The 22,409-nt window shown below is 61.6% G+C and carries 16 protein-coding genes and 1 pseudogene; 3 read left to right on the forward strand and 14 right to left on the reverse strand.

Annotated features, from left to right (window positions below):
• On the forward strand, nucleotides 1-272 hold a 272-nt coding region (locus N554_RS0124845; protein ID WP_029585968.1), incomplete at its 5' end, for an IS5/IS1182 family transposase.
• Between the two features lie 74 nt (nucleotides 273-346).
• Here N554_RS0124845 and N554_RS36380 read toward each other — a convergent pair.
• The 12 genes and pseudogenes from N554_RS36380 to eno form a co-directional block, all read right to left on the reverse strand.
• Nucleotides 347-1,317, reverse strand: a pseudogene (locus tag N554_RS36380) (tripartite tricarboxylate transporter substrate binding protein BugD).
• Nucleotides 1,318-1,354: 37 nt separating this feature from the next.
• Nucleotides 1,355-2,596 carry a threonine synthase gene (locus N554_RS0124855; RefSeq protein WP_029585969.1) on the reverse strand — a complete coding sequence of 414 codons (1,242 nt, stop codon included), beginning with the start codon at nucleotides 2,594-2,596 and terminating at the stop codon, nucleotides 1,355-1,357.
• A 119-nt stretch (nucleotides 2,597-2,715) separates the two neighbouring features.
• Nucleotides 2,716-4,134, reverse strand: coding sequence for a dihydrolipoyl dehydrogenase (gene lpdA / locus N554_RS0124860; protein WP_029585970.1), 1,419 nt, complete (start codon nucleotides 4,132-4,134; stop codon nucleotides 2,716-2,718).
• Nucleotides 4,135-4,151: 17 nt separating this feature from the next.
• Complete coding sequence (locus tag N554_RS0124865) at nucleotides 4,152-4,391, reverse strand: hypothetical protein (RefSeq protein ID WP_371259519.1); 240 nt, start codon at nucleotides 4,389-4,391, stop codon at nucleotides 4,152-4,154.
• A 27-nt stretch (nucleotides 4,392-4,418) separates the two neighbouring features.
• The gene (locus tag N554_RS0124870; protein ID WP_029585972.1) at nucleotides 4,419-5,771 is read right to left on the reverse strand and encodes a pyruvate dehydrogenase complex dihydrolipoamide acetyltransferase; all 1,353 of its coding nucleotides are present in this window, start codon (nucleotides 5,769-5,771) and stop codon (nucleotides 4,419-4,421) included.
• A gap of 12 nt (nucleotides 5,772-5,783) precedes the next feature.
• Complete coding sequence (locus tag N554_RS0124875) at nucleotides 5,784-6,191, reverse strand: VOC family protein (protein WP_197033732.1); 408 nt, start codon at nucleotides 6,189-6,191, stop codon at nucleotides 5,784-5,786.
• Nucleotides 6,192-6,228: 37 nt separating this feature from the next.
• Nucleotides 6,229-7,632 (reverse strand): pyruvate dehydrogenase complex E1 component subunit beta, encoded by a 1,404-nt coding sequence (locus N554_RS0124880; RefSeq protein ID WP_029585974.1) that lies wholly within the window; start codon nucleotides 7,630-7,632, stop codon nucleotides 6,229-6,231.
• A gap of 50 nt (nucleotides 7,633-7,682) precedes the next feature.
• Nucleotides 7,683-8,699 carry a pyruvate dehydrogenase (acetyl-transferring) E1 component subunit alpha gene (pdhA, locus tag N554_RS0124885; protein ID WP_029585975.1) on the reverse strand — a complete coding sequence of 339 codons (1,017 nt, stop codon included), beginning with the start codon at nucleotides 8,697-8,699 and terminating at the stop codon, nucleotides 7,683-7,685.
• 226 nt (nucleotides 8,700-8,925) lie between these two features.
• The gene (locus N554_RS0124890; protein WP_029585976.1) at nucleotides 8,926-9,243 is read right to left on the reverse strand and encodes an FtsB family cell division protein; all 318 of its coding nucleotides are present in this window, start codon (nucleotides 9,241-9,243) and stop codon (nucleotides 8,926-8,928) included.
• Between the two features lie 63 nt (nucleotides 9,244-9,306).
• On the reverse strand, nucleotides 9,307-9,864 hold the full coding sequence (locus N554_RS0124895; protein ID WP_029585977.1) for an NADPH-dependent FMN reductase: 558 nt from the start codon (nucleotides 9,862-9,864) through the stop codon (nucleotides 9,307-9,309).
• Nucleotides 9,865-9,994: 130 nt separating this feature from the next.
• A complete protein-coding gene (locus N554_RS0124900) occupies nucleotides 9,995-11,137 on the reverse strand; it encodes a zinc-binding dehydrogenase (protein ID WP_029585978.1) in 1,143 nt (380 codons plus the stop codon).
• Nucleotides 11,138-11,183: 46 nt separating this feature from the next.
• Nucleotides 11,184-12,467 (reverse strand): phosphopyruvate hydratase, encoded by a 1,284-nt coding sequence (eno, locus tag N554_RS0124905; protein WP_029585979.1) that lies wholly within the window; start codon nucleotides 12,465-12,467, stop codon nucleotides 11,184-11,186.
• Between the two features lie 176 nt (nucleotides 12,468-12,643).
• On the opposite strand from eno, the gene N554_RS0124910 reads away from it, so the two are divergent.
• Together N554_RS0124910 and queF are read left to right on the forward strand one after the other, a co-directional pair.
• On the forward strand, nucleotides 12,644-13,636 hold the full coding sequence (locus N554_RS0124910) for a Vgb family protein (protein ID WP_029585980.1): 993 nt from the start codon (nucleotides 12,644-12,646) through the stop codon (nucleotides 13,634-13,636).
• A 236-nt stretch (nucleotides 13,637-13,872) separates the two neighbouring features.
• On the forward strand, nucleotides 13,873-14,325 hold the full coding sequence (gene queF / locus N554_RS0124915; protein ID WP_029585981.1) for a preQ(1) synthase: 453 nt from the start codon (nucleotides 13,873-13,875) through the stop codon (nucleotides 14,323-14,325).
• A 430-nt stretch (nucleotides 14,326-14,755) separates the two neighbouring features.
• Here queF and N554_RS0124925 read toward each other — a convergent pair whose 3' ends face one another.
• Both N554_RS0124925 and N554_RS0124930 read right to left on the reverse strand, forming a co-directional pair.
• Entirely contained in the window at nucleotides 14,756-16,498 is a 1,743-nt protein-coding gene (locus N554_RS0124925) for an adenylate/guanylate cyclase domain-containing protein (protein WP_051677691.1), read from the reverse strand.
• A 264-nt stretch (nucleotides 16,499-16,762) separates the two neighbouring features.
• Nucleotides 16,763-22,255: a trifunctional serine/threonine-protein kinase/ATP-binding protein/sensor histidine kinase gene (locus tag N554_RS0124930; RefSeq protein WP_156042087.1), complete on the reverse strand. Its 5,493-nt coding sequence runs from the start codon at nucleotides 22,253-22,255 to the stop codon at nucleotides 16,763-16,765.
• Between the last annotated feature and the right edge of the window lie 154 nt (nucleotides 22,256-22,409).

Consider the following 22,409-nt stretch of genomic DNA (forward strand, 5'->3'; position numbering starts at 1 on the left):
GCCACATCTTCGCCGACCGCGTCTACCGAGGTCCGAAATTGCTCGAGGCACTCGCCGATCAGGGCAAATGGACCATCGAGATCGTCACCCGCTCGCAGAGCGTGGGAACGTTCAAAGCCGAGCCTCGGCGTTGGGTCGTCGAGCGCACGTTTGCATGGTTCGGTCGCAATCGAAGGCTTGCCAAAGACTTCGAGGCATCCATAGCCAGCGCGGAAGCCTGGGTCCTGATTGCAAGCATCCGCCTGCTTTCCCGCCGCCTGGCAAGAACCTGATATGCCAATGACCTATTTTGAGTCAGACTCTCAGGATGAGGAGCGGCGTCTTCCTCGGTGCGGCCTACTGCCGTTCAGTCCACCTTGACGTCGGCGGCCTTGATCATCGGCCACCATTTGCGATTTCGGCCTTTTGCCAGGCGCCGAGCGCCGCCGGCGAGAGCTGATCCTTCGGCGGCATCTGCAGCCCCAGGTTTTCCAGCTGCTTGCGCACGGCCGGATCGTTCAACGCCTCAACCGCAGCAGCGTTCAGCTTTTCGACGATATCCTTCGGCGTATCCTTCGGCACCCACAGGCCGGACCACAGCGTCATGTGAAACCCCGGCAGCCCCGCTTCATCGGTGCTCGGAACGTCCGGCGCCGATGCAACGCGCTTGCTGTCGGTGACCGCATAGGCGCGGATCGTGCCGGCGCGCACCTGAGTGATGGAATTGGAGGTCTGGTCGACGATCAGATCGATTTGTCCGGCGACCAGATCGTTCATCGCGGGCCCGGTGCCGCGATACGGCACGTATTGCAGCTTGATGCCGGTGACGCTTTCAAAATAGAGCCCGGCGATGTGGCTTCCCGAACCGGCGCCGGCGGAACCGGCGGTGGCGGGCGCCGGCCGCGCCTTGAGCCAATCAAGCAGTTCCTTCAGCGATTTCGCCGGGACCGCGTTCTTGCTGACGATGATCATCGGATTGCTCGGCAGCAGCGCCACCGGCTCCAGATCGGCCATGAGGTCGTAGCCGAGCTTGTAGATCGCGCCGTTGGCGACGTGGGTACCGAGATGGCCAAAGCTTACGGTGTAACCGTCAGGCGGAGAGCGCACTGCACGGCCGACGCCGATCGAACCGCCCGCCCCCGTCACATTCTCGATCACGAGCGTTTCGCCGAGCGTGACTCTCATGCGCTCGGCAAGAATCCGCGCCATCGCATCGGACGGTCCGCCGGCAGCAAATGGCACGATGATGGTGATGGGATGCGACGGGAAATTGTTCGCACGCGCGTTGCCACCGAATGCCAGCATCGCAATGAATACGGCCAGGACTGCTCTTCGCATTACACCCTCCAGGCCGCGCACTATTGAAAGTCGTTAACTACAGCTTCGCATAGTCGATCGGTTGGTGACGATCGAGCGTGCGCGTAACCGGCGGCAGCGGATACTTAAGTCCTGTAGCGCAATTGAACAGCATCACGCGATCATTTTTTGTCACGCGGCCATCGGCGAGGCTCTGTTTGTAAGCGGCATAGGTTGCCGCGCCCTCCGGGCACAACAACAGCCCTTCTTCACGCGCGACTTCATTGAGCGCAGCAGAAATCTTCTCATCTGTTACCGCAATGGCGAAACCTTTGCTCTCGCGCACCGCGCGCAGGATAAGAAAATCTCCGACCGCCTGCGGCACGCGGATGCCGGATGCGATGGTGTGGGCGTCCTCCCAGCGCGGCGCGTGCTCGGTGCCGTTCTCAAAGGCACGCACCATCGGCGCGCAGCCTGCCGCCTGCACCGCCACCATCCGCGGCCGCTTGCTTCCGATGAATCCGATCGCCTCGAGTTCGGCGAACGCCTTCCACATGCCGATCAGGCCGGTGCCGCCGCCGGTCGGATAGAAGATCACGTCCGGCACATCCCAGCCGAGCTGCTCGGCAAGCTCGAGCCCCATCGTCTTCTTGCCCTCGATCCGATACGGCTCCTTCAGCGTCGAAGTATCGAACCAGCCGGCCTTCACCTTGCCTTCGCCGACGATCTTGCCGCAATCGTCGATCAGTCCATTGACGCGATAGACGGTCGCGCCCTGCAACTCGATTTCGCTGACATTCACTTCCGGCGTATCGGCGGGACAGAAAATCGTGGTCTTGATGCCGCAACTGGTGGCGTAGGCCGCAAGTGCCGCGCCGGCGTTGCCATTGGTCGGCATCGCCATGTGCTTGATGCCGAGCGCCTTGCCCATCGACACCGCCATGACGAGACCGCGCGCCTTGAACGAGCCGGTCGGCAACCGGCCCTCGTCCTTGACAATGATTTCGCCGCCGCCGAGTTTGTGCGCCAGCTTGGGAAGGCGGATCAGCGGCGTGGCCACCTCGCCGAGGCTGACAATGTCGGCAGCTTTCCGCACCGGCAACATTTCGCGGTAGCGCCAGAGATCAGCCGGCCGCTGCGCCAGCGCGTCCTTGGTCAGCGCTTTCTTTACCCCCGCAAGGTCGTAGCGCACCAATAACGGCTTGCCCACCTTCGAGAGATTGTGGACCTGGTCGGCGGGATAGTGATCGCCTTCCATCGCGCATTCGAGATGGGTCACGAACGTCGGACGTTCGATCGTCAGATTGTCATTGTCTTTCACGGATTATTCTTTCCATCTGCCTCGTCATTGCCGGGCTTGACCCGGCAATCCATCATTTCCCAAAGACTCTTGTGAAGTGCGATGGATGCGCGGGTCAAGCCCGCGCATGACGAGCTAAGTTAAATGTTCAGAACGCGGCCATACGCGTCCAGAACCGCTTCCTTCATCATCTCCGACAGCGTCGGATGCGGGAAGACGGTGTGCATCAGTTCTTCTTCCGTGGTTTCCAGGTTCATGGCAACCACGTATCCCTGAATTAGCTCGGTCACTTCCGCGCCGATCATGTGCGCGCCGAGCAACTGGCCGGTTTTCTTGTCAAAGACCACCTTGACCAGTCCCTGGTCCTCGCCGAGCGCGATCGCCTTGCCGTTGCCGACAAACGGGAAGCGGCCGACGCGGATTTCACGGCCATCCTCCTTTGCCCTCGCTTCGGTGAGACCGACCGAGGCAATCTGCGGATGGCAATAGGTGCAGCCGGGAATGAGATTCTTGTCCATCGGGTGCGGATGCAGGCCCTTGATGGCTTCGACGCAGACCACGCCCTCATGCTCGGCCTTGTGCGCCAGCATCGGCGGCCCCGCGACGTCGCCGATGGCATAGATGCCGGGCACGTTGGTCTTGCCGTAGCCGTCGATGACGACAACGCCGCGGTCGGTTTTCACCCCGAGCTTTTCCAGGCCCAGATTTTCGACATTGCCGACCACGCCGACCGCCGAAATCACCCGCTCGAATTCGACCATCTGCGGCTTCTTGCCGTCATCGATGGTGGCGACCACGCTGTCGCTCTTCTTCTCCAGTTTTGTCACTTTGGTGCTGGTCAGGATCTTGATGCCCTGTTTCTCGAATCGTTTGCGTGCCAGGCCGGCGATTTCCGCGTCCTCCACGGGAAGGATCTGCGGCAACACCTCGACGACGGTGACGTCAGCGCCCATGGTGTGAAAGAACGATGCGAATTCGATGCCGATCGCGCCGGAGCCGACCACCAGCAGCGATTTCGGCATCTTCTCCGGCACCATCGCCTCGAAGTACGTCCAGACCAGCTTCTTGTCGGGCTCCAACCCCGGCAGCACGCGCGGCCGCGCGCCGGTGGCAAGGATGATGTGCTTGGCCTGATAGGCACCCTCGCCCAGCGCGCCCTTCGGCGCGTCTGCTTGAGATTTCTTCACCGTAATCCAGCCGGGCGCATCGATCACAGCCTCGCCCCAGATCACCGTGACCTTGTTCTTTTTCATCAGGAAGCCGACGCCGTCGTTCAGGCGTTTGGAGACGCCGCGCGAGCGCTGCACCACCGCTTTCGGGTCGTAGGAAATTTTCTCGGCCGAAAGCCCGTAATCCTTGGCGTGCTGCATGTAGTGAAAGATTTCCGCCGAGCGCAGCAGCGCCTTGGTCGGGATGCAGCCCCAGTTCAGGCAGATGCCGCCAAGATAGGATTTTTCGACAATCGCGGTCTTGAAACCGAGCTGCGCCGCGCGGATCGCGGTGACATAGCCGCCGGGGCCGGAGCCGATGATGATGATATCGAAGGAGGTATCGGCCATGAAGGTTTCCGTCCAACTCAAGCTGTTTTTGTACCGCGTGCGCGGCGATTCAAGATAAGCGTTCTGATCCGCCATTCCAGCAAGGCGATCAAAAACACGAGCGCGATGGCGATCAGCGCAATCGGTCCCCAGATGCTTCGAGAAAGTGCCTCGCCGGAGAAGAATGCCGCGTAGATCACATCGAGCCCGAGCGGATTAAGCGCAAGAAGCGCTGCGAGGAGCGCCCATATCCAGGGCCAATGCGTTCGGATGGTCAAAATCGTCCCCTACCCGGCGCGCACTCCTCACACCATCATCATGACAGGGTCTTCGATCAGCATTTTGAACGCACCGATCAGTTCCGCGCCGAGCGCGCCGTCGACCGCGCGGTGATCGCAGGACAACGTGACGCTCATCATGTGCGCCGCTTCGATCTTGCCGTTCCTTACGACCGCGCGCTCCTCGCTGGCGCCGACCGCGAGAATGGTGGCGTGAGGCGGGTTGATCACGGCGGTGAAATGATTGATGCCGTACATGCCGAGGTTGGAGACGGCCGTGGTGCCGCCCTGGTATTCCTCAGGCTTGAGTTTGCGCGCCCGCGCCCGCGCCGCGAAATCCTTCATCTCGCCTGAGATCGCCGATAGCGACTTGGTTTCAGCCTTGCGAATGATCGGCGTGATCAAGCCGCCGGGCATCGCCACGGCAACGCCGATATCGGAATGCTTGTGCTTGAGCATGCCGCTTTCGGTCCAGCTCACGTTGCAATCGGGAATCCGCTGCAGCGCGACCGCCATCGCCTTGATGACGAAATCATTGACCGATAGCTTGTAGAGAGCCTTCTTCTCGTTGTCCTTTGGCGCGGCGGCGTTGATTTGTTCGCGCGCCGCGAGCAGATTGCCGATATCGCAGTCTATTGTGAGATAGAAATGCGGAACGGTCTGCACCGATGCGGTCAGGCGCTGCGCGATGGTTCGGCGCATTCCGTCGTGCGGGACCACCTCGTAACTGCCCGGTTCGAACAGCGCGAGGATCTGCTTGTCCGACATCGACGGCGCAATAGATGGCGCGCCGGCGGGCGCGGCAGCCGGTGCCTTCAGCCCCTTGCCGGATCTGGCTTCCTCGACATCGCGCGCGACGACACGGCCGTGCGGGCCGGAGCCGTTGATGCGGGCGAGATCGATGCCGGCGTCTTTGGCAAGGCGGCGCGCGAGCGGTGAGGAAAAGATGCGGCCGTGACCGTTGGTCTGGGGCGCCGTCGCTTGTGGTGCCGGCGCCGCAGCGGGAGGCGTTGCGGCCTTCGCCGGGGCGGCAGCAGGCGTTGGCGTCGCAGCGGCCGGTGCTGCAGCCGCTTTCGGCGCCGGCGCGCTTGACGCCGTGGGCTTTGCCGCCCCCGCCCCGGCCGCCTTCACATCCTCGCCATCGCCTGCCAGCACCGCGATCACGTCATTGACCGCGACATCCTGGGTGCCCTCGGGCACCAGAATTTTTGCGATGGTGCCCTCATCGACCGCCTCGACCTCCATGGTCGCCTTGTCGGTTTCGATTTCCGCGATGACGTCGCCGGACTTGACCTTGTCGCCTTCCTTCTTGAGCCACTTGGCGAGGTTGCCCTTCTCCATCGTCGGCGACAGCGCGGGCATCAGGATATTGATCGGCATGCTTTCACCTACTCAGGCCGGAAATTCCGGCATATGGACGACTTCGAACTTCATGCCGTCGCAGTCCTCAAAATAGACAGCGTAAAATCCCGGCGCGTACTGCGGATATTCCGCAGGCGCATCGAGGACCCGGATACCATGGGCGGCCAAGATGCCGTGCAACTTATCGACTTCGGCACGACTCTCGGCAGCGAACGCGCAATGGTGAAAACCCGGCGCGTAACGGGCGTGCGGGCGCGACGAAAGCTCCGGTTCGGCTTGCCAAAGATTTACAGCGAACTGAGCCTTTTCGTTGAACCACAGCGTCATCTTGCCCGGAATATCCTCGACCTTGTCATAACCGAGAAAGCCGAGCACCGGCGCGTAAAACTTGGCTTCGCTCTCGGTGAGACTCCGCACCGTGAGCGCGAGATGGTTCATCGAGCCTTTCACCATCAGGTCACCTGCGCCATCGCGGCTACTTGTAACAAACGGCTTTGGCGGCCTCGACCACCTCGGCCGCCGAGGGCAATGCGAGCTTTTCAAGGTTCGCCGCGTACGGCATCGGCACATCCTTGCCCGACACCCGCGCCACCGGCGCATCCAGATAATCGAACGCGTGCTCCATGATCCTTGCCGCGATTTCGGCGCCGACGCCGTTCTGCTGCCAGCCTTCCTCAACCGTCACCGCCCGGCCGGTCTTCTTCACCGAGGCGACGATGGTGTCGGTGTCCATCGGGCGCAGCGTGCGCAAATCGATCACTTCGGCTTCGATGCCTTCCTTCGCCAATTCGTCAGCGGCCTTCAGCGCGTGGGTCATTCCGTTCGACCATGACACGATGGTGACATCACCGCCGGAGCGCACCACGCGCGCCTTTCCGATCGGGATCACATAATCGTCGAGTTTTGGAACCTCGCCGGAATGGCCGTACAGCATTTCGTTTTCAAGGAAGATCACCGGATTGGGATCGCGGATCGCGGCTTTCAAGAGGCCCTTGTAGTCGGCGGCGGAAAACGGCGCGATCACCTTGAGGCCGGGAATTTGCGAGTACCAGGCCGAATAGTCCTGACTGTGCTGCGCGGCGACGCGGGCGGCGGCACCGTTCGGCCCGCGGAATACGATCGAGCAACCCATCTGTCCGCCGGACATGTACAGCGTCTTCGCCGCGGAGTTGATGATCTGGTCCATCGCCTGCATCGCGAAGTTGAAGGTCATGAACTCAACGATCGGTTTCAGACCGGCCATCGCCGCGCCGATGCCGACGCCGGCAAAGCCATGCTCGGTGATCGGCGTATCGATCACGCGCTTGGCGCCGAATTCCTGCAGCAACCCCTGAGTCACCTTGTAGGCGCCCTGATATTCCGCGACCTCTTCACCCATGACGAATACGTCGGGGTCGCGCCGCATCTCCTCGGCCATCGCGTCGCGCAACGCTTCGCGGATCGTCATCGTCACCATCTCGGTGCCTTCGGGCACTTCGGGATCGGGCTCCGCGACGGCTCTCGGCGCAGCGGGCGCGGCAGGAGACTCGTCCCTGGGCGCCGGCGCGGATTTCGCCTCCGCGGCGGGCGGCACTGACTCGGCCGCTTTCTCCTGTTTCGCTGGCGCAGCCGCCTTGCCGAGATCGGAAGCCTTCTCGCCATCGGCCAGGATGGTTGCAATCGGCGTGTTGACGGCCACGTCGGCGGTGCCTTCCGGGATCAGGATCTCGCCAAGGGTGCCCTCATCGGTCGCCTCGACTTCCATCGTCGCTTTATCGGTTTCGATCTCGGCGATGACATCGCCCGACTTGATCGCCTCGCCCTCCTTCTTCAGCCATTTCGAAAGGTTGCCCTTTTCCATGGTCGGCGACAACGCGGGCATCAGCACTTGAATTGGCATGCTAGCTCCAGAGATTCATTCTTGAGGCTGCGCGCAGGCGCGCCCGGTACTCAGCGATAGATATCAGTATAAAGTTCGGACGCGTCAGGCTCGGGGTCGTGCTGCGCGAAGTCGGCCGCGGCATTGACGATCTCCCGCACCTCAGCGTCGATGGCTTTCAATTCCTGTTCGCTCATCTTTGCCGCCAACAGGCGATTGCGAACCTGCTCGATCGGATCCTGGTCGTGGCGAACCTTGTCGACTTCCTCGCGGGTCCGATACTTCGCCGGATCCGACATCGAATGGCCGCGGTAGCGATAGGTCTGCATTTCCAGAATGAAGGGGCCCTTGCCGGCGCGGCACCACGCGACGGCCTGGTCGCCCGCGGCCTTCACCGCACGGACGTCCATACCGTCAACCTGTTCGCCTGGAATATTGAAGGAAATACCGCGCTTGGAAAAATCGGTCTGCGCGGAGGAACGCGTTACTGACGTGCCCATCGCGTAACGATTGTTTTCGATGATGTAGATCACCGGGAGCTTCCACAGCTCCGCCATGTTGAAGCTCTCATAGACCTGGCCCTGGTTCGCTGCGCCGTCGCCGAAATAAGCCACACTGACAAAGTCGTTGCCGCGATAGCGGTTGGCGAAAGCGAGCCCTGTGCCGAGCGGAACCTGGGCGCCGACGATGCCGTGGCCACCGAAAAAATTCTTCTCCTTGCTGAACATATGCATGGAGCCGCCTTTGCCCTTGGAATAGCCGCCGTGGCGTCCGGTCAGTTCGGCCATCACGCCCTTGGCTTCCATTCCGGTAGCCAGCATATGCCCGTGGTCGCGGTATCCCGTTATGACCTGGTCGCCCTTCTTCAGGGCCATCTGCATGCCGACGACAATGGCTTCCTGGCCGATGTAGAGATGACAGAAGCCGCCGATCGCGCCCATGCCATAGAGCTGACCGGCCTTTTCCTCGAAGCGCCGGATCAAGAGCATGTCGCGCAACGCGCTCAGTTCCTGCTCTCTGGTGAATTCTAGGGGATGGTGGGAGCCGTTGCCTGTTTCTTTAGCGACGCTTTTCTTCGGTGCGGCCATGGCAATTCCGGATGAGAGAACTAATAGCCCTCTGTATCCCAACTCAAACCGCCATGAAAGGATTGCGTGATGCCGCAACACTTTTCGATATACCGCAATGCAATGAAGCGCGAAATTTTCGAAATCGATTTCGCGGGTTTTTGAAATTAGCGGACCGCGTCCGGGAAAACTCCGTCATCCCGGCGTCATGGCAGGACGACGGTGGTTCGGTTGGCACGGATTGAGTTCACTTCGGATTGACCGTTCGAATCAAATCGCGCGGATTGACGTAGTCGAGTTGGTAGCGCGCGCGCTCATCGAGCATATCCGGGTCGACCCGGTCGGATCGCAGCAGCGAAACCCGCTGCTCGCCCTCGGCGCGCTCCCGCTTCAGCCGCGCCAGTTCGGATGTCAGCGCGATGATCTCCTGATCGAGCTCCTGCCGCGCGTTCAGCCCATATTTGCCTGTATAGGCGTTGACGCCGAAATAGCCGACCATGGCGGCTGCCATCGTATAGAGGGCAAGCCCGGTCAGCAGGGATTTGAGTCGCGAGCGAGAAACCATGGGCCGAAGATGCGATGGCCCCGGTTAATGAATTCCTAAAACGGACCGTGCGGCGCCTCGCCGCTATTTGTTCTGCTTTTCGACGAAGGCCGCAAAGGCGTCGACATACTGCTTCAGCGTCTTCTGCAGCGGTTCCTTGACCAGTGCGCCCTTGTCGTCGAACGCGTCGCCGACGCTGGTCAAATAGATTTCCGGCTGCTGCATGATTTGTCCGGAAATGCCCGGCAGGATGTTCTGCAAATGTTTGGCGGCGTTGACGCCGCCGAGTGGACCGGGCGAATTGCTGACTATTCCGGTCGGCTTGCCGTTGAATGAGCTCTTGCCATAGGGGCGCGATCCGACGTCGATGGCGTTCTTCAACACGCCGGGGATCGAGCGATTGTATTCGGGGGTGACGAACAGCACAGCGTTCGACTTCTGCAGCTTTTCGCGGAACGCCAACCAATCGGCGGGCGGCGTCGCTTCGAGGTCCTGATTGAAAAACGAAAGGTCATGCAAGGTCACGACGTTGAGCTTGAGCGTGTCGGGCGCCATTTTGGCCAGCGCGTTGGCGATCTTGAGGGTGAAGCTCTCTTTGCGAAGGCTGCCGACAATAACGACAACATTGTGTGGTGTGGTCATCAGATTTCCTTTTGATGCGGGCGCCGGATTGGCTTGCCCGTCAACTCAGCTATGTCACGACACAATCCAAGTGCATGAACATGCAAAGGCAGCGCATGGGCACGGATTGCGGCTCGAGTGGGCTGAAATCTCACCCGCCCTTGTGCGGATTGATCAGGTATTTTTCGCCGGTCGCGCGCTTGCCGTAGATGGCGATGTGGTTCAGCTGCAGCGCCTCCTGCAATGACACCACCTGCGTGTAGTGGCTGGCGAACGTCGTCTTGAGCTCGGCGACCACCCGCTGTCGCAGCCTCGCGCCCTCGGCCGGCCCGATTTTTTGCAGGAACGGAAACAACAGCCAGCCACCGACACCCCAGGCCATTCCGAACGCCCGGTTCAACTCCAGGGGACGAGGATCAAGGCTGCCATAGATATAGACCTGCTTGTGCACGTTCGATCCATAGCGGCTGTAGGCTTTGGCGGTTTTGTTGATGGCCGTTTCCATGCAGGTCAGAATTTGGCCGGCAAGCCTGCCGCCGCCGATGGCATCGAACGCCAGCGTCGCACCGGTTTCGACCAGCGCATTGGTCAGATCGTCCATGAAAGTCGGCGAAGTGGAATCGACGACATATTTCGCCCCGATCTTGCGCAGGATGTCGGCTTGCGGCGGGCTGCGCACGATGTTGACGAGGCCGATGCCGTCCTTGATGCAAATCTTGTTGAGCATCTGACCGAGATTCGACGCGGCCGCGGTATGCACCAGGGCCTTGTGACCTTCGCGCCGCATGGTCTCGACCATGCCGAGCGCCGTCAGCGGATTGACGAAGCAGGACGCGCCTTCGGCCGGCGTGATGCCGGCGGGCAGCGGCAGGCATTCATTCACTTTCAAAGTGCGATACTGAGCGTACATCGCGCCGCCGATCATCGCGACGGTCTTGCCCATCAGCGCCTTTGCCGCGTCCGACGATCCGGTCTTGATCACCACCCCGGCGCCCTCGTTGCCGACCGGCATCGATTCATCAAGCCGCGCGGCCATGGCTTTCATCGCTGCCTCCGGCACTTTCGCGGTAATCACCGGCGCATCCTTCGTGCCCGACGCTTTGGCAGTCGACATATCGGCGGCACCGACCAGGAGCCCCAGGTCTGACGGATTGATCGGCGAAGCCTCGACACGCACGACGAGTTCATCGGGGCCGGGTTCAGGCGTCGAGACATTGGTCAACGATATCTCGAGTTCGCCGCTCTTCTTGATCAGCGAGCGAAGCTGAAGCCCGGTCTTGCCGTCGGTGCTCATCGTAAAACCTCCCGATTTAGTTTTTGATTCTGAACGTGTTGCGGCTTCACGCCAGCGCTCTCAGCGCCGCCCTGCCCGCATATTTCGCCTGGGTGCCCAGTTCCTGCTCGATGCGCAATAGCTGATTGTATTTCGCCGTGCGATCGGAGCGCGCCAGCGAGCCGGTTTTGATCTGGCCGCAATTGGTGGCGACCGCGAGGTCGGCGATGGTGGAATCTTCGGTCTCGCCCGACCGGTGCGACATCACGGCGGTGTAGCCGGCCTTGTAAGCCATCTCGACCGCATCAAGCGTCTCCGTCAACGTGCCGATCTGGTTGACCTTGATCAGAATGGAATTGGCGCGACCGTTCTTGATGCCGTCGGCCAGCCGCGTCACGTTGGTGACGAACAGGTCGTCGCCGACCAGCTGACATTTGCCGCCGATGAGGTCTGTCAATTCCTTCCAGCCGTCCATGTCGTCTTCGGACATGCCGTCCTCGATCGAGACGATCGGATAGCGCGACGCAAGATCGGCGAGATACTTTGCTTGTTCGGAACGCGAGCGGGTCTTGTTCTCGCCGCCATAGACGTAATTGCCGTCCTTGAAGAATTCGGTCGCGGCGCAATCCAGTGCCAGCATGACGTCGCCACCGGCCTTGTAACCCGCCTTGCCGATCGCAGCCATGACGAATTCGAGGGCTGCGTCCGCCGACGGCAGGTTCGGCGCGAAGCCGCCCTCGTCGCCGACATTGGTGTTGTGGCCAGCTTTTTTCAGTTCCGATCGCAGGGTGTGGAAAATTTCCGAGCCGCAGCGCAGCCCTTCCGCGAAAGTTTTGGCACCGACCGGCATGATCATGAATTCCTGGAAGTCGATCGGATTGTCGGCGTGCACGCCGCCATTGATGATGTTCATCATCGGCACCGGCAAGGTGCGCGCCGAGGTGCCGCCGACGTAGCGATACAGCGGCAGGTCGCTGGACTGAGCGGCGGCCTTGGCGCAGGCGAGCGAGACGCCGAGAATGGCATTGGCCCCGAGACGGCTCTTGTTGGGCGTGCCGTCGAGATCAATCATGATTTGATCGATCTGCACCTGCGCTTCGGCAGCCATGTCGCTCAGCGCCTCGAAGATCTCGCCATTGACGGCTTCGACCGCCTTCTGCACACCCTTGCCGAGATAGCGCGTCTTGTCGCCGTCGCGCAGTTCGACCGCCTCATGCGCGCCGGTAGAGGCCCCCGACGGCACGGCGGCGCGGCCCAGCGAGCCGTCTTCCAGCATGACATCGACCTCGACGGTGGGATTGCCCCGGCTATCGAGAATTTCGCGGCCGATGATGTCGATGATGGCTGTCATGCTCTTTGCACTTCCCTGCGTGGTTCTAGCTGGCTCGGAGGCGTCTTACACGGCACGCAAGGAAATGTGAACGCTTGACCCGCAGCCCTGGCCTGACGGGCGGACATCGTCAGGTTATGCTGGCCGAGGTTGATTTTCGCGTCGAAACCTTCCTTCTCATAGAACGGGGTAACGCAATGAATCGCCGCCAATTTCTCAACTCGACCGCCGCCGGAATCCTTGCCGCGCCGGTATTGCTGCGCACCGCCGTCGCACAGGAAGGCCCGTTTCGGGTGAAATATTATCCGGTCGCCGCCGGTATGGGCTCGCGCGATGTGACGCCCGCGCCCGATGGCACGATCTGGTTCTGTGGTCAGCGAAATGGCACGCTGGGACGGCTCGATCCACGGGACGGCTCGTTCAAACTGGTCAATCTCGGCAAAGGCGCGGCACCCCATGGGGTCGTCATCGGACCTGACGGCGCGCCATGGGTGACCGAGGGCGGACAAAATGCGATTGCGCGTGTCGACCCCGGCGATCACCGGGTCACTCTGTTCCGCCTGCCCGAAAAGCAGGCTTACGCCAACCTCAACACCGCCGTTTTCGACAAGAGCGGGATCTACTGGTTCACCGGCCTTTTCGGCATTTACGGTCGCCTCGATCCGAAGTCGGGTGACATGACGGTGTTTAGGGCACCCCGAGGCGCCGGGCCTTACGGCATGACGGTCACGCCGAAGGGTGACGTCTGGTACGCCTCGCTGATCGGCAATCATATCGCCAAGATCGATCTGGCGACCGGGAATGCCAGGGTTGTCGAGCCGCCGACGCCCAATCAGGGTGCACGGCGGATATGGTCGGATTCCAGAGGCCGCCTCTGGGTCAGCGAATGGAACAGCGGCAACGTCTCGGTGCACGATCCTGCCGACGGCTCCTGGAAAGCCTGGAAGCTGCCGGGCGACAGCCCGCAGACCTATTCGGTCTATGTCGATGACAAGGACAAGGTCTGGCTCACCGATTTCTCGGCGAATGCGATCGTGCGTTTCGATCCGCTGACAGAAAAATTCAATGTGTTCGTAAGCGACAGGCCGGGCGCCAATGTACGGCAAATGGACGGCAGGCCCGGAGAAGCCTGGGGCGGTGAATCCGGCACGGACCGCCTGGTCGTGATCCAGACTGTCGCGCCTGCGTGACATTTTCCGCGGCTTTGCCGTTGCAGCATGGTGGCTGCTCCCGCCGTCGCGGCGCAAGACGGGAGCGGCTGTTCGCACCCTGTCGCGCCTGCCATGGCCTTGGATGTCGGTGCGCGGCATCGAGAATGCCGCCGAACGGCGATCCTGGTGCGCCCTCTCGCAGACCCCTCCTCGCGTGACGGTTGACGGCGGCATCCGCTTGCGTCCATGTCTCCGCTCGCACGGGGATATAAACGATGGCTCGAAAATCATTGCAGCTTGGCCGCGCCGTGGAATGGCCGCGCACGCCGGATGAAGCAAAGCTCGACCGGGTCTCCAATCCGCAGCGGGATACGAACTACGTGGTTCGGTTCACCGCGCCGGAGTTCACCTCGCTCTGCCCGGTCACCGGCCAGCCGGATTTCGCACATCTCGTGATCGACTATGTACCCGGACAATGGTTGCTGGAATCGAAATCCCTGAAGCTCTATGTCGCAAGCTTTCGCAATCACGGCGCGTTTCACGAGGACTGCACGGTGGCGATCGGCAAGAGAATATCAGCCGAGATCAAGCCGAAATGGCTGCGCATCGGCGGCTATTGGTATCCGCGCGGCGGCATTCCGATCGACGTGTTCTGGCAGACCGGCAGACTGCCGAAGGGAATGTGGATTCCGGATCAGGGCGTCGCGCCCTATCGCGGGCGCGGATAACCCCGCCCGCAGCTGGGATGCGAACAATAGTCATTGATCAATAGCCATTGATCACGTCGATACACCGTGCAATGTCCGATATTCGAGGGATATTGTTGCAAAAGTCGAAAATCGAACAACCCAAAAAACCTCGCGGAAGTTGATCTTTGGGCTTCTCTCCGGCTGCGTCGCCCTTTCGCGGCACGGCGGAGACTCGTGATCGATTTTGGAAGAAACGGTATGGTCCCCCACGTCGCCGCGCTCGAAACGCATCAGCGGTTCTACAAATTTTCGTTCGTCACCTCAAAAAGGCTTTTGCAACAATATCTGCCAACAGGCGACATGACGGATTAAATCAAGTGCTGCGATCGCTCATCCAGGTTTGCTTTCCGCGGCCCTTTTCGCTGCGGGACATCTGCCGAAAGGATTGTAGTGAAGTGGCGGTTCGCAGTCATTTCATCTCGCCGGCCGCGAGGCGGACGCCCTCGACGCGGAGCGCGTTATCCTCCGGCCGGGTCCAGGGCATCTGCTGATAACGAGGGTCCCGAACCTGCACGCGAGATAGAACGTCGCGTGCTTCGTCGAGACGCCCTAGATCGGCCAGGGACGCGGCGATCAACACTTGGGCCTGGGTAAATCCCGGACGCAGGCGAACAACCTGGTGCAGGGTCTCCAAAGCGGCATCGAATTTTCGCGAATTAAATTGGATGACCCCGGTCCAGACGGTCCAAAGCCAAGTCAGAGGATCGTGCGGGCTGGCGCGCATCGCCTGCCGCAGCCGATCGAGCGCTTCTTCGCGATATCCGCCAAACCCCAAGACACAACCGAGCATGCTGATCACGAAAGAGCTGTTTGAATTGAGCACGAGCGCGGTACGGGCTTCGGCGATCGCCGCCTCCCATTCGCCATCCCACATCCTCATATGCGCCAGGACAGCGTGCGCCGTCGCATCCTTGTCGTCGAGCGAAACCGCAATGCGCGCTTCTTCGAGCGGTATTCCTTGAACCTCCGAGAAGGGGCGCGTCGAGAAGTGCCAGATCTCCCATTGGAGAGCCAGCGCGTATCCGTAATGGCCGGGAGCGAAATTCGGATCGAGCGCGATGGCTTGGCGAAAAAAGGTCTGTGCGGTCTGGTTTTCCTCCGGTCCGTATTTGTTGAAGTGCCAAAGTCCTCGCTGGTAGGCTTCCCAAGCATCGAGCCGCTCCGGCGGCTTGCGCAACACTCGCTGCTGCTCGGCCTCGGCCAGCGCCGGCTCGATGACTCCCGCAACACTCGCCGTGATCTCGTCCTGCACGGCAAAGATATCGCTGAGGTCGCGGTCGTATCGCTCGGCCCAGATATGGGCGCCGGAGGTCGCATCGATCATTTGCGCGGTGACGCGCACCCGATTGCCGCCCTTGCGCACCGATCCTTCGAGCACATAGCGCACACCCAGTTCGCGCGCCACCTGCTTCACAGCGACTGCTTGGCCCTTGTAGGTGAAGGTCGAGTTGCGAGCGATCACAAACAGCCAGCGAATGCGGCTCAATTCGGTGATAATATCCTCAACCATGCCATCGGCGAAATATTCCTGCTCGGGATCACCACTCATGTTCTGGAATGACAGTACGGCGATCGAGGGCTTGTCCGGCAGGGCGAGCGCAGGCCTTTCCCTTGGCGCGCTCCGGCCAATCGGTACGCGATAGACGCGCACCGGACGCGCGATGTTCTTGAGTTGCTGCACGCCCATATCCTCGAAGTGGATGGTGAGCTTGTCGCGCACTTGCTGATAGGACGAGTCCGAGATGCAGATGCTGCCGGGCTCCGCTATACTTTCTAACCGCGCCGCGATATTCACGCCGTCGCCATGAATGTCCTCGGCGTCGATCATGATGTCGCCGAGGTTGATCCCGACGCGAAACTCGATCCGTTGCTCATCTGTAACATCCGCGTTGCGCTCGGCCATGTCGCGCTGCACGTCCATCGCGCAGCGCACGGCGTCCACCACGCTCGGAAACTCGATGAGGATGCCGTCTCCGGTGGTCTTGACGACGCGCCCACGGTGCTCCGCAATCTCCGGGTCCATCAATTCGCGACGGCAGGCCTTCAGGCGTGCGAGAGTGCCTTCCTCGTCAGCTCCCATGAGTCGGCTATAGCCAGCTACATCGGCGGCCAGGATGGCGGCGAGCTTGCGTTCGATCCGCTCGGGAGGCACAGGCGAGCCCTCTCTTGACCTGTAGCGAAAGCCTAGCCCAAAGGCGGCGTCAGGTACATGGAGGGCGCATCGGCAGAAACCGGGCCCCCATTGAGGTACATGTCCGCTCCGGGTCAAAAGCTGAAAAGGTCCAGACGAGCATATGTCTTCCGCTTTGCCGCGGCAAAGCCGACGTCGCAACTAGAGACCATGGCTTTCAGCTTGTGAACCAGAGCTGAACTCGCGGCCGAGCCGCCTGTTCTTTGGGCGAGTTACGGGCGCAACTCACGACGCATTGTCTGCGTTCACCGGCAGTGTGAATTGAAACGTGGAACCGTGAGGTACGTTAGCGGTGGCCCATAGTCGTCCCCCGTGAACCTCGACTATCGAACGGCAGATGGAAAGTCCCATGCCCATGCCGCCGGATTTGGTGGTGAAAAAGGCGTCGAACAGCCGGCCCGCATCCTCGGTGGGGATCCCGACGCCGCAATCCGTCACACTTAAGAGCACTTGTTGTGTCTCATGCTGGCCTGATCGGATCACCAGTTCGCGCGGCCGATCCGTGACCGATTGCATGGCTTCAATGCCATTCATCACCACGTTGATAATTATCTGCTGCAATTGAACCCGATCACCAAGGATCGTGGGTAGAGCCGGTGCCAACTCCATTCGCAACGATACCTGATGGCTGATCAACTCACGCTGCACCAACGGGATGGTCTCCTTCACGACGTCATTGACGTCGAGCGGTACTCTCTCAATATCGGCCTTGTTGGCGAGTGCCCGGACGCGCCGGATCACATCGCTCGCCCGATTGCCGTCGTCGATGATCCATTCCACCGAGCGGTGCGCTGCATCCAGGTCGGGAATTCCGCGGTCGAGCCAGCGCAAACAGGCCTCGGCGTTGGCGACGACGCCGGCGAGCGGCTGGTTTACTTCGTGGGCGATCGAGGCTGCCAGCTGCCCGATCGTGGTAACGCGATTGACGTGCGCGAGCTCCATTTGGGCATCGAGGAGGCGCTGCTCGCTGGCGCGCAGCTTCTCTTCCGCCTGCTTGCGGTCGGTCATGTCGATGACAAAGGCAACCCCTTCGTCTCGTTTCCATTCGAAAAGCGCGCGGGCGACTAGAATCGGCACGCGGCTGCCGTCTTTGCGATAGTATTCTTTCTCCCGCGGTTGCACCGTTCCAACCGCCTTCAGGTCTGCCCAGGCCTGGTCGTCGGCATCGCGCCATTCGGCCGGTGTCAGCTCCGTCCATCGCAGCCGACCTGAAACGACATCTTCCCGGGCATATCCGACAATATCAAGAAAGGCTTGGTTGGCATCGATGATGCGGCCCTGAACATCCCAGATCACAATGCCGATGATGTTCGAATCGACCAGGCGACGTATCCTGGCCTCCCGTTCCTGGAGATCGCTGTACAGACGGGCGTTCTCCAGCGAGATCGCCGCTTGAGATGCCAGCAATTCCAGTACCGAGATCCGGGCGGGCGTGAACACGTGCGATGCCAGGTTGTTCTCGAGATAGAGCACTCCGATCAGCTTGGCCTGCTTCACCAGGGGCAGGCAGAGCACCGACCGAGCGAGCTTCTGACAGATGTACTCATCTGCTGAGAACGGATCCTGCGCCGAGGCGTCATCAAGGATCACACTTTCCCGCGTCCGGATCACGTAATGGAGCACGGATTCGGGGAGCTCGGCCGGTGACACGGCCGTCTGGCGCAGCGTGACCTCAACCTGGCCACTGCCGGTCTTCGCTGCCGCCGCGATCCGTGGCTCGTCGCCCGGGAACAGGATGAGCAGGCCACGCTGGGCGCCGGCATGCTCGATCGCGATCCGCAGCAGCGTCTTGATGAGCTCACCGAGGACGATCTCGCCGGACACAGCCTGCGAGGATTTGACGACGCTCGCTACGTCTAGCTCCTGGACCGTGGAGCCGATGGTCGCCATAGCAGGCTGCCCCTCCGGAGCCGCCAGACGCGGATAGAGCCGATCGAGCTGCCGGACCTTGCCGCGGGCTCCCCAGCGGAGATAACAGTTCCTTGCGTTGCTCAAATAGAGATTGGCGATCGCCTCGAAGCCGCGCGCTGCGTAGAACCGCGCAGCCACCTCATGGGCCAGGCCTTCGTCATGCACTAAGCCGTTGGCACGCGACGATCGGATCGCGTCTTCGTAAAGACGCTCAGCGTCGAGATGGCGGTCCTCGATACGCGCAATCTCGGCACCGACCAGTGCGGCACGGCCCCTGAAGTTCTCGGGGCAGTTCTCCGCCCAGGCCGCGAGCTGCGTGTGATGGGCGAGGAGCACCTGCAGATGGCGCGGCCGGTCCTCGGCGGATGCCGCGCCATCGTGCGCTGCCCTCGCGAGTGCCCCATAGAAATGGTATTCGGCCTCCTCGAAATTGGATTGCGATGTCCAGAGAAGTCGTTCCGCTTTCGATGCGGCATCGGCGGCAGCAGCCCATTCGCCCGCGTGAAAGCGTGCTTGCAGTTTCCGTATCCAATACCAGCAGGCGGCGATCGCAGAACGCGGACTTGCCTCCAGGTGGTGCTCGAAGCGGCTCTCGTCGAACTCCCCATCGTCGAACCATCCGAATTCCGCTGTCAGCCCGCGGAGCGTCCGGATGAGCCGCAGCGACCCGGTGATCATGTCGGCGACGAGAGCGAAACCCGACTTCCGGACAAACGCAAGCGCACTGTCGGCTTCCCGCTGCACATCGCCAAGGGTATCGCCGGCGCCAAGACGGAGGGTGATCAGGGAGTTGCGGGCATAAGCCGCAAAAGTGAGATCGCCGGTCTGCTCGCCCGCATCGAAAGCGCGTCGCAGCCACTCGACGCTGGTGCGCAGCTGATCATTCCAAGGACTGATCGAATGCCCGAACACGAGGTAGACGCGGGCCTTGAAGCGGTCCAACCCACGTTCATCCACCAGATTGAGACCGAGCCTGCCGAAGCGGAACCCGGCCTCGAAGTCCCCGAAACGGGTCAGCAACTGGCCGACCCAGACATAGCCTAGAGACGATGCATCGCTGTTTCCTTGCTCGAGGCTGAAGTTAGCCATGCGACCCGCGACGAGGCGGGGCAGATTCTGGTCGGTGAACCGTGCCGGTGCCTGGAGCGACGTGAGCACGTCGAGGGTTGCCCGGCACACCGGATCAATAATTGGAGGCAGATCGGCGAGATCCTCGATCGAGCGGGTCCCGAGTTGCCGCCACATCTGCTCGTACTCGAGCAGGACCTCATTGCTGGTCGGATGCGGCGACCAGTTGATGTCGACGCTACGGAGGTAGTCCAGACATATCTCGACAGCGCGGTCGCTCCGATGCAGCGTTGTGTACAGGTCGAGCCGCAACCGCGTCACGGCGGCCTTGTCGACGAGGCTTTCGGCGCGAGCCCACAGCTGCAGGAGTCCTTCTTCAGCCGCCGCCAGGTCACCGGTCAGGAACTCGCATTCGGCGCGATGAAACGCGAGGGCGAAGGCGAGATCATACCGCCGCTCCCAGCTGTCCTTCGCGAGCCGCGCGCAGCCGGCGGCGAGGTAGGTCCGCGCCGACGCATAGGCCGTGGAGGATCTGGCGCGCTTGCCTGCAATGAGGTCCAGCTCGGCGACCTGCTCCCGTTCCTCGACCGTTCCGATCAACGCCGTCGCCCGGTCGAATTGATTGACGATCTCAAAAATCTTCTCTTCAAGCTCGTGCGAAGGCGTTCGTGACGCCAGCACTCTGCCGATATGCAGGTGGGAAGCCGCGCGCTCATCTTCGGAGATCAGCGCATAAGCTGCCTCCCGAACGCGGTCATGGGCAAACGCATAGCCGCCCTCCAGACGGAAGATCAGCCCCGCGCGCGCCGCCTCCACCAACACCGCGTGAATTTCCTCCTCGGGCTGCCCGACGACCATTCCTAGTGCGGAGGTTTGGGCGCTGTTCCCCAAGCAGGCGAGACATTTCAGCATCTGTAGTGCGACGGCGGAAAGGCGGCCAAGCCTGCCCGCCATGAGATCCGCCACATTGTCGGTGATGCCCTCGGCACGAATCTTATCGAGGTCCCAGTGCCAAGCCGAGGCGTCCGGGTCGAACGCGATCAAGCCTTCGTCCACCAACGCGGTTAGAAATTGTATGGTGAAGAACGGATTGCCCCCGGTCTTCGCAAATATCAGCTCGGCCAAAGGCCGCACAAGATCCGATTTGGCATGCAGGGTGTCGGCGACCAGCCGCCCGACATCGTCAGATGTGAGTGGCCCCAGCCGGAGCTCCTTTATCTCGCTTCTCGAGTCAGCAATCGTTGCGAGCATCCGCTCGAGCGGGTGCGCGGGACCGACCTCGTTATCCCGGTAAGCCCCGACCAGCAGCAGGTGCCGCACTTCCGGGTGCGTGACCAGATGCTCGAGGAGGTCGAGGGTTGCTGCATCAAGCCATTGCAAATCGTCGACGAACAGCGCGAGCGGGTGCTCCTTGCTCGCGAACACCCCGAGGAAGCGCCGGAAAACCATCTGGAAGCGGTTCTGCGCGTCCCGCGGCGGCTGGTCCGCGACCGGCGGCTGTTTCCCAATCACGAGCTCCAGCTCGGGAACGAGGTTCACGATGAGCTGTCCGTTCGGGCCGAGCGCCTCGCTCAGGGAGTCCCGCCACCGGCCAAGCTCGGCCTCGCTCTGGCTGAGAAGCGAGCGGACAAGGCTCTGGAAGGCCTGGCCCAGGGTCGTGTACGGGATGTCGTGCCTGTACTGGTCGAACTTGCCGGAGGCGAACAAGCCACGCGACGGGACGAGCACCTTGTGCAACTCATTCACCACCGAGGACTTGCCAATCCCGGAATATCCGGAGACGAGCACGAGTTCCACGGTGCCGTTCGCCACCACTCGGTCGAAGGAAGCGAGCAGCGCGTCGATCTCGCGCTCCCGCCCATAAAGCTTCTCCGGGATCAGCAGCCGGTCCGATATGTCGTAGGCGCCGAGCGGGAACGGGTCGATGCGGCCGGTGGCCTCCCATTCCGCCAGGCAGCGTCGCAGATCGGCCTCGACACCCGCGGCAGTTTGGTAGCGTTCCTCGGCGGTCTTGGCGAGGAGCTTCACTACGATCGCCGACAGCTGCGTCGGCACCGCGAGCCGCTCGTCGGGCGGCACCGGTTGCCGCGCGATATGGCAGTGCACCCACTCCATCGGATCGGCGGCGGTGAAGGGAAGCGTCCCCGTCAGCATCTCGTAGAAGGTGACGCCTAGTGCATAGAGATCGCTGCGGGAGTCCACCGAGCGGTTCATCCGGCCGGTTTGTTCCGGCGCCATGTAGGCCAGCGTCCCGGCGATCACCTCCGGCGGCGCGGGGGCCTGGTGCTCGCGCGGCAGACGCGAGGCAATGCCGAACCCCGTCAGCCACACGCCGCCGCTTGCCGTGTCGACCAGGATATTTGCCGGCTTGATGTCCTTATGAATAAGGCCTCGCTCATGGACTCGGCGAAGCGCCCCCGCGACCGAGATCGCAATGCGCAGGAACTGCGATGTGTCCAGCGGCCGGCCAAGCAATCGATCAACCGGCGCACCGCCGGGATCCTCAAGCACCAGCGTCATGCGGTCGTTGTAGTGCGTCAGCGCGACGGGTCGCGCCGCCCAGTCAGCGTCAAGTTCGGCTTTGAGCGCATATTCGTGTTGAAGCCGCTCGACGCAACCGAGCGAGGTTTCTTCCGCGGCAACAAGCAGGATCGGAGGCAAGCCGTTGCCGGAGCCCCGGTAGAGAGCGATGTCTCCCTCTCTCAACGGCGAGAATGCGTAGCCCGAGAGCTCGTTCACGACGGCCTCCTGCCAGGAGGACTGCTTAGTACATTGATCAGGTTACGTTTGCTCTGGCTCCCGTCAATCCAAAAACAGACGCTAAAAAAGCGAACGTCTGACGATCGGTGCTATATTATGGCTGTAAGAAGATGACGAGAGCCGCGCTGGCCCA

It is taken from the genome of Bradyrhizobium sp. URHD0069, assembly GCF_000701345.1.
Taxonomy (GTDB): Bacteria; Pseudomonadota; Alphaproteobacteria; order Rhizobiales; family Xanthobacteraceae; genus Bradyrhizobium.